Raw genomic sequence first — 8,358 nt, forward strand, 5'->3', positions numbered from 1 at the left:
GCGGTCGCAGGCCACGGCCGGCGACCGACGGGCCGCGGGCCGCCGCCCACAGGCGGAGGGAGTGCCGGGGATGAGGACAGCCGACCCCTTCGGTCCCGCGGGCGAACCGTCGGCCTCCTCGGCGCCGCAGCCCAGCGGGCTGCTGGACCTGCTCAGCGTCGCGGCGGTGGTCCTGGACGCCGAGGGCCGGATCGTGCTGTGGAGCCCGCAGGCCGAGGAGCTGTTCGGCTACTCCGCGCAGGAGGCGCTGGGCGAGTACGCCGGCCGGCTGCTGGTCCACAAGCGGCATCTGGGGCTGGTGATCCGGCTGTTCAACGAGGTGATGGGGACCGGCCGGAGCTGGGCCGGCGCCTTCCCGGTGCGACACAAGGACGGCAGCACCCGGCTCGTGGAGTTCCGCAACATGCGGCTGCTGGACGACCGGGGCGACCTCTACGCCCTGGGCATCGCCACCGACGAGTCGGTCCTGCGCCAGGTGGAACGGGACGTCGCCCTGTCGACGCGGCTGGTCTCCCAGTCCCCGATCGGCCTGGCGGTCCTCGACACCGACCTGCGGTACCTGGCGATCAACCCCGCACTGGAGCGGATGAACGGCATCACGGCCGAGGAGCACCTCGGCCGGTCGGTCCGCGAGGTACTGCCACTGCTGGACATCGACCGGCTGGAGGCCGCGCTGCGCCACGTCCTGGAGACCGGAAGGCCCCTCGTCGACGAGTACACCGTGGGCCGCACCCCCGCCGACCCCGACCGCGAACACGCCTGGTCGCTCTCGCTCTACCGGCTGGAGGACCCCGGCGGGCGGGTCCTCGGCGTGGCCGGCCTGGTGGTGGACGTCACCGACCGGCATCGCGCGGCCGCCGAGACCGCCCGCGCCCGGCGGCGCCTGGCCCTGCTCGTCGACGGCTCCGCCCGTATCGGCACCACGCTGGAGGTGGAGCGCACCGCCCGTGAACTCGCCGACGTCGCGGTGCCCGAACTCGCCGACGTGGCCGCGGTCGACGTCCTGGACTCCGTCCTGGAGGACCGTCGCCCCACCTCGGGCGCCGAGCACGCGCTCTTCCGGGCCCTCGCGGTGAAGGCGGCCTACCCCACCCTTGCGGTCCGTGCCGCGGACCCGCCCGGGCACCTCGCCAGCTACGGGCCCGACCGGCTGGTCACCCGGTGCGTGCGCACCGGCAGCCCGATCCTGATACCGCACGTCGACGACCGGGACCTGTCACACATCGCCCGGGACCCCGAGGCCGCCGCCCTCCTGGCCGACGCCGGCATCCACACGTACCTCACCACGCCGCTGATCGCCCGCGGCGAGGTCCTCGGCGCGCTCGGCCTCACCCGCGCCCGCAACCCCGTGCCGTTCGACGAGGACGACCTCACCCTCGCCGGGGAGCTGGCCGACCGCGCCGCGGTGTGCATCGACAACGCCCGCCTCTACCAGAGCCTGCGCAACACCGCCGTCACCCTCCAGCGCAGCCTGCTCCCGGACCACCCGCCGCACCGGCCCGACCTGGAGATCGCCACCCGTTACCAGCCCGCCGGCTCCGCCAGCGAGGTCGGCGGCGACTGGTTCGACGTCATCCCGCTCACGGCGGACAAGACCGCGCTCGTCGTGGGCGATGTGATGGGCAGCGGCATCAACGCCGCCACCACCATGGGACGGCTGCGCACCGCCACCTCGACCCTGGCCGACCTCGACATCCCACCGACCGAGGTACTGCGGCACATCGACAAGATCACCGCCGGCCTCCAGCAGTACGCCACCTGTGCCTACGCGGTCCACGACCCGCACCAGGACGTCTGCCGCATCGCCGTCGCCGGGCACCTGCCCCCAGCGCTGCTGCGCCACGGCGAACCGCCCGAACTGCTCGACCTGCCCAGCGGCGTCCCGCTCGGGGTCGGCGGAGTCCCGTTCGAGGACACCACCTTCAGCCTGCGCCCCGGCGACCGGCTGGTCCTCTACACCGACGGCCTGGTCGAGACCCGCGACGACACCCTCGACGAGCGCCTGGACCTCCTCCTGGACCTGCTGGGCGAGCCCGACCGCTCCTTGGAGCACACCTGCGACCGGCTCCTCGAAGCGCTCCGCGACCCGGACAACCCGGATGACGTCGCCCTGCTGATCGCCCGGGTCCGCCCCCGGCGGCCCGGTACGCCGTCCCCGCGGTGACCCGCCCCGGGCACCGCGCGCCCGCGGTCAGCCGTGGACCGTCGACCGGGCGTGCGCGTAGGCCGCGCGGATGCGCCGGCCGGTGGAGGCGTCGTCGGGGGCGGGGATCTCCCGGGCCGCGGCGAGCGGCCAGTGCGGCGGCTCCGGGGTGCCCGCCAGCGTCCAGGCGGCCTGTCGCGCGGCGCCCAGGGCGACGTACTCCTCCGGTTCCGGCACGGTGACCGGGGTGCCGAAGACCTCCGCGGCGATCTCGCCGACGACGGGGGCCTTGGCCGCCCCGCCGATGACGAGGACCCGCCGGGCGCTGACGTCCTGGGCCCGCAGCCGGTCCAGGGCGTCGGCCATGTTGCACAGCATCCCTTCGACGGCCGCCCGGGCGAGGTTCGGCGGGTGCATGTTCGCCTTGCGCATGCCCATCAGACTGCCCGCGGCTTCAGGGAGGTTGGGGGTGCGCTCGCCGCCCAGGTACGGCAGCAGGACCAGGCCGCCGGCACCGGGCTCGGCCGCCCGGGCGAGGGCGTCGAGGTCGTCCAGCGAGGTGCCGAGCATACGGGCGGTGGAGCTGAGCACCCGGGCGGCGTTGAGGGTGCACACCAGCGGCAGGAAGCGGCCGGTGGCGTCGGCGAAGCCGGCGACCGCGCCGGTGGGGTCGCCCGCCGGTCGCTCGGCGAGGGCGAAGGCGGTACCGCTGGTCCCCAGCGAGATCACCACATCACCCGGCCGGATGCCCAGCCCCAGGGCCGCGCCCATGTTGTCGCCGGTCCCCGGCCCGACCAGGGCCCCGTGCGGGGTACGGCCGGCCGCCTCGTACGGGCCGAGCACGCGGGGCAGTTCGAGGGAGCCCTCGCCGAAGGCGAGGGCGAGCAGGTCGCGGCGGTAGCCGCCCTCGGCCGGCGACCAGTAGCCGGTACCGGAGGCGTCTCCCCGGTCGGTGACCGGTTCCGCACCGGTACCGGGGCCGCCGCACAACTGCCAGGTCAGCCAGTCGTGCGGCAGCAGCACCCGGTCGGTGCGGTGTGCGTTGTGCGGCTCGTGCTCGGCCAGCCAGCGCAGCTTGGCGACGGTGATGGCCGCGACCGGTACGGTGCCGACGGCCCGGGCCCACTTCTCCGGCCCGCCGAGCTCGTCGACGAGGTCCGCCGCGGCCCCGGCCGAGCGGGTGTCGTTCCACAGCAGCGCCGCGCGCACCGGCTGCCCGGCCGCGTCCAGGGCCACCAGACCGTGCTGTTGGCCGGCGACCGCCACCGCGTCCACGCCGTCCAGGAGACCGTCGCCCGCTTCGAGGAGCGCCCGCCACCAGGCCTCGGGGGCGACTTCGGTGCCGTCGGGATGGGCGGCGCGGCCCCGACGGAGGATCTCCCCGGTGTCGGCGTCACAGACGACGACCTTGCAGGACTGGGTGGAGGAGTCCACCCCGGCAACTGTGGGCATGACGATGTCGCTTCCGTGCAACGGGACGGGACGGTAGGGGAGTTCAGCCCTGCGGGCGGAGCTGGATCTTGCGGCCGGAGCCGTCGCGGAACGTCTGGAGCGCGGCGCCGAAGTCGTCCAGCCCGAAGCTGTGGGTGATCATCGTGTCGGCGTCGATGACCCCCTTCGCCATCAGGTCCACGGCACGCCCGAAGCTGTGCAGGACGGCCATCGACCCGACGATGGTGATCTCGTCGTTGTAGACGCGGAACGGCGAGAAGGACGCCGTGGCGGCGGACGGCGCCACGCCGAACTGCTGGAAGGTGCCACCGCGGCGCACCCGGCCCAGGCCGTCCTCGATGACGGGGATGACGCCGGTGCAGTCGATGACGGTCTCCCAGCCCTGCGGCCGGTCGAGTTCGGCGGCGCTCACCGCGGTGGCGTCCGCGCCGAGCCGTTCGGCGACCTTCAGCCGGTCCTGGTTGATGTCGACCACCGAGAGGGAGGCCGCGCCGGCCGCCCTGGCGAGCTGAAGCATCATCAGGCCCATGGTGCCGGCGCCGTAGACGAGGTAGTGGTCGCCGAGCCGGCGCGGCAGGACGTCGAAGCCGCGCACCGCGCACGACAGCGGCTCGATCAGCGTGCCCTGGGCGACGTCGACGCTCTCCGGCAGCCGGTAGCAGTTGGCGGCCGGCACCTTGACGTACTCGGCCATCGCACCGTCCACGGTGTCGCCGATCGCGCCCCAGTTCTCGCACAGGTTGCCGTGCCCGATCGCGCAGTAGTGGCAGGCGCCGCAGAACAGCGACGGGTCCACGGCGACCTGCTCGCCGGTGCGCAGGCCGTTCACTCCCGGCCCCAGCGCGACGATCTCGCCGGTGAACTCGTGCCCGGGCACGATGGGGTACGGGGTGGGCGCGAACTCCCCCTCGACGATGTGCACATCGGTGCCGCAGATGCCCACCGCGGCGGGTGCGACGATGACCTCGCCGGGGCCCGGGGTGGGGTCGGCAACGGTGGTGACCTCGTAGTGCCCGGGGGTGTGGATGACGACGGCGCGCATGGATGGGGCCTCTCTCGGGGGATGCGGGAGCCTCGGCTCGGGCCGGCTCAGCTGTGGGGATCGTCGGTGGGTACCGCGACCGTGCGGACCTCGACGCCGAGGTCGCGGACGGGTCGGAGCTCGCTCTCCGGGGTGTCGGTGTCGGTGACCAGCAGGTCGTAGCCGCCGACGTCGCCGTAGGGGTAGGTGGCGGTGCGGCCGAACTTGCTGTGGTCGACGGCGAGTACGGCGCGGTCGGCGGCGTCCAGGTACGCCTGCTTGGTCTCGGCGTACTCGCGCACCGGATGGAAGAGCCGCCCGTCGCGGACCGAGGTGGCGGTGACGAACGCGACGGTGGCGCGGATGTCCTGGAGTTGGCGCCGGGTCTGCGGGCCGGCGCATGACTCGAAGTCCTCGTAGAAGCGGTCGCCCAGCAGCGTCACCTCGGCCGGTGCCGCCGCCAGGAGGTAGGTGACGCGCAGCGAGTTGGTGACCACGCGGATCCCTTCGACGGTGGCGAGCCGGCGGGCGAGCGGGAAGAGCGTGGAGCCGCAGTCGATCAGCACCGTGTCGCCGGGGGAGACCTCCTGGGCGAGCGCGTCGGCGATGGCGCTCTTGACCGCGACGTTGGCGTTCTCCCGGAAGCGCAGCGCGCTCTCCATCGCGACGTTGGAGAAGGCCGTCGCCACCCCGCGGCCCTTGCGCAGCAGTTGCCGCTCGTGGAGGTTGTCCAGGTCCCGGTGCATGGTCATCACGCTGACGTGCATGCGCGCGGCGAGGTCGGCGATGCGGATCTCGCCCTCCTGCGCGACATGGCGCAGCACCGCCTGGCGGCGGTCCTCCACCTCGGCCTCGGAGCCGCGGCTCGCTCTCATCGTGGGGTGCCCCCGTTCGCTTCCACGGCGGTTCTCGCCGTGCTCTCACCCTAGAACATCACACACTTTATGTGAAGCTCTTGAAATTCTCTGTGAGGTTGTTCAGTCTGATGCACGCCCGTTGGGTGAAAGCCCGGCCCGTCAGGAGGTCCCCGCCCGTGCTGTCCACGTCCCCCGAGCGCGCTGCGCCACCGCCCCGCCCCGCCGTCCTCGGGATCCCCCGGGCCCTCGTCTGGGGCTACGTCGGCGTCCTGCTCTTCATGATCGGCGACGGCGTGGAGACCAGCTATCTGCCCACGTACCTCAAGACCGACCTCGGCTTCGCGGAGGCGAGCGTCGGCATCGTCTTCACCGCCTACGGGGTCACCGCCGCCGTGGGCGCCTTCCTGGCGGGCGGGCTCTCGGACCTGTGGGGGCCGCGCCGGGTGATGATGGCCGGCGCCGCCTGCTGGGCGGTCTGCCACGCCCTGCTGCTCGCGGTCGCCGTCCCCGCCCACTCCTACCCGCTGATCCTGCTCTGCTACGGCCTGCGCGGCTTCGGATATCCGCTGTTCGCCTACGGGTTCATGGTCTGGATCATGGCGGGCGCCCCGGAGCGGCAACTCGGCAAGGCGCTCGGTTGGTTCTGGTTCTGCTTCACCATGGGCTACCCCGTCCTCGGCTCCGCCCTCGTCTCCTGGCTCAAGCCCACGATCGGCTTCTACCGCACGCTGTGGATCTCTCTGGCCATGATCGTCGCGGGCACCCTGGTCGTCCTGGTCCTACTGCGTGAACGCACCGGATTCCAGGGCCTGTCCAGGGATTCGGAGCGGGTCGGCCTGCCGCGCACCGTCCTGGGCTGTTTCACCGTCATGTTCGCCGAGCCGCGGGTCGGCATGGGCGCGGTGGTCCGACTCATCAACACCACCTCGCAGTTCGGCGTGTGGGTCTTCACCCCGCTCTTCCTCGTCGACCGGATCGGCTTCAGCGCGCAGGAGTGGGCCTCGCTGCTGATCGTGATGATGGTCAGCAACCTCGCCTGCGTGGTGCTCTTCGGTGCGCTCGGCGACCGGTGGAGCCGGCGCGGGACCGTCGCCTGGCTCGGCGGCGTGGTGTCGGCCCTCGCCTGTCTGGCGCTGTACTACGTGCCCGAGGTCGCCGGACACGACTACCCGCTGGTCGCGATCGCGGCCGGCGCGCTGGGCGTCGGCATGGCCGGGTACGTTCCGTTGCCCCCGCTGATGACCGCGCAGGCCCCGGAACGCAAGGGGCAGATCATGTCGGCCTACACGCTGGGCGCCGGCGCCAGCATGGCCTTCGGCCCGCTCATCGGCACGGTCTTCATCGGCCCGCTCGGCATCGGGGGAGTCATGGGGATCTACGCCGCCCTGCATCTGCTCAGCACCGTCCTGGTGCTGCGCATGAAGACGCCCGAGCCGCCGGCGGGCCGCGGTGCTGCCACCGTCGTGCACCCGGCGGAACGGCCGACGGCGGCATTGACAGCGGCCTCCCGGGAGCTTTAATGGGAAACAAGTGCATATGAGAGATATCTGCTCATTCGAGCGATAGGTCTGATGGGATATGCGCACACACCACACCGGCCCGGAGTACCTGGTCCAGACGGCCGCGATGGCCCGGCGGTTCTACCTTGAGGGCAAGTCCAAGATGGAGATCGCCGACGAGTTCGGCATCAGTCGGTTCAAGGTGGCCCGCACGCTGGAGTCCGCCCTCCGGGACGGCCTGATCCGGCTGGAGATACAGCTGCCCGCCGAGCTCGACGCCGATCTCTCCGACGCCCTGCGCACGCGCTACGGCCTGCGCCACGCCATCGTCATCGACGCACGGCAGGAGGTCCCGGACGACACGGTGCAGGCCACCCGCCGCCTCGGCGCCGTCACCGCCGACCTGCTCGCCGAGATCGTCACCGAGGACGACGTCCTCGGGATGGTCTGGGGCCCGGAGGTCGAGGCCGTCGGTCTCGGACTGACCACCCTCGCCCGGTGCACGGTCGTCCAGCTCTGCGGAGTGACCCCGCTGCGCCCCGTCGACGTGACCGCCGTGGAGGCGGTGCGCCGGGCCGCCACCATCGCGAGGGGCGCCGTCTACCCCATCTACGCGCCCCTGTTGCTGCCCGACGCCACGGCGGCCCGGATGCTGCGGGAGCAGCCCGGCATCGTCGATGCGGTCCGCCACTTCGGTGCCGTGACCAAGGCCGTGGTCACGGTCGGCGGCTGGGGGCCGGGGCTCTCCACCGTCTACGACGGGCTCAGCGAGGCGGAGCGCGAGGACTACCGGCGCCGGGGCGTGTGTGCGGAAGTCGCCGGCCGGCTGCTGGACGCCGAGGGGAATACCCTCGTCCCCGAACTCGCCGAACGGACCATCGCCATCAGCTTCGACGAGCTGCGCGCGGTCCCCGACGTGATCCTCATGGCCGACGGCATCCAACGGGCGACCGCCGCTTCGGCGGCCCTCAGGACCGGCCTCTTCAACGGTGTGGTCACCGACGCCGCGGTTGCCCGGACCCTGCTCTGACGCGCCCCGTGCGTTCCTTGCTCCATCGGCCCTTGCTCCATTGGTGGGAGCGCCCGGGGAATCGTGCCTTCCGCCCGCCACGACGGGGCCTCGTCCGGCCGCGGACGCGGGTTATATACCCCTGCGGGCCAGGAGCGGGCGGGGTGAAAGGTGCCAGCCGTGAGACCACGACGCCGTACGCGAGCCACGGACGCCTCGATGCACGGCCCGACTGCCGCGCCCCGCCCCCGCGCCGCCGCCGAACGCTCCAGGGCCCGGGCCCGTCGTGCCCCTCTGTTGCCGGCGCTGGTCTTCCTCGTCGTCGTCACCCAACTCCCGTTCGTGGCAACGGTGGTGATCTCCTTCCTCCGCTGGAA

The 8,358-nt window shown here is 72.7% G+C and carries 6 protein-coding genes and 1 pseudogene; 4 read left to right on the forward strand and 3 right to left on the reverse strand.

From position 1 onward, the window contains the following. The first annotated feature begins 70 nt into the window (after window positions 1-70). Complete coding sequence (locus tag AB0C96_RS22765) at window positions 71-2,164, forward strand: SpoIIE family protein phosphatase (protein WP_362919520.1); 2,094 nt, start codon at window positions 71-73, stop codon at window positions 2,162-2,164. A gap of 27 nt (window positions 2,165-2,191) precedes the next feature. On the opposite strand, the gene xylB is transcribed toward AB0C96_RS22765, so the two are convergent. From xylB to AB0C96_RS22780, 3 genes are read right to left on the reverse strand one after another with little or no spacing between them, the layout of a single operon-like run. Beyond that, window positions 2,192-3,595, reverse strand: a complete 1,404-nt coding sequence (gene xylB / locus AB0C96_RS22770) for a xylulokinase (protein ID WP_362919521.1) — start codon at window positions 3,593-3,595, stop codon at window positions 2,192-2,194. Window positions 3,596-3,638: 43 nt separating this feature from the next. Then, window positions 3,639-4,637: a zinc-dependent alcohol dehydrogenase family protein gene (locus AB0C96_RS22775; protein WP_362919522.1), complete on the reverse strand. Its 999-nt coding sequence runs from the start codon at window positions 4,635-4,637 to the stop codon at window positions 3,639-3,641. A gap of 47 nt (window positions 4,638-4,684) precedes the next feature. After that, window positions 4,685-5,491, reverse strand: coding sequence for a DeoR/GlpR family DNA-binding transcription regulator (locus AB0C96_RS22780; RefSeq protein WP_362919523.1), 807 nt, complete (start codon window positions 5,489-5,491; stop codon window positions 4,685-4,687). A 158-nt stretch (window positions 5,492-5,649) separates the two neighbouring features. Here AB0C96_RS22780 and AB0C96_RS22785 point away from each other — a divergent pair, with 158 nt between their 5' ends. The 3 genes and pseudogenes from AB0C96_RS22785 to AB0C96_RS22795 all read left to right on the forward strand — a co-directional run. Next, complete coding sequence (locus AB0C96_RS22785) at window positions 5,650-6,993, forward strand: MFS transporter (RefSeq protein WP_362919524.1); 1,344 nt, start codon at window positions 5,650-5,652, stop codon at window positions 6,991-6,993. 58 nt (window positions 6,994-7,051) lie between these two features. Continuing rightward, the gene (locus AB0C96_RS22790) at window positions 7,052-8,002 is read left to right on the forward strand and encodes a sugar-binding domain-containing protein (protein WP_362919525.1); all 951 of its coding nucleotides are present in this window, start codon (window positions 7,052-7,054) and stop codon (window positions 8,000-8,002) included. Between the two features lie 198 nt (window positions 8,003-8,200). Continuing rightward, a pseudogene (locus AB0C96_RS22795) lies at window positions 8,201-8,358 on the forward strand (sugar ABC transporter permease); the annotation flags it as partial.

It is taken from the genome of Streptomyces sp. NPDC048506 (genome assembly GCF_040651315.1).
GTDB lineage: Bacteria > Actinomycetota > Actinomycetes > Streptomycetales > Streptomycetaceae > Streptomyces.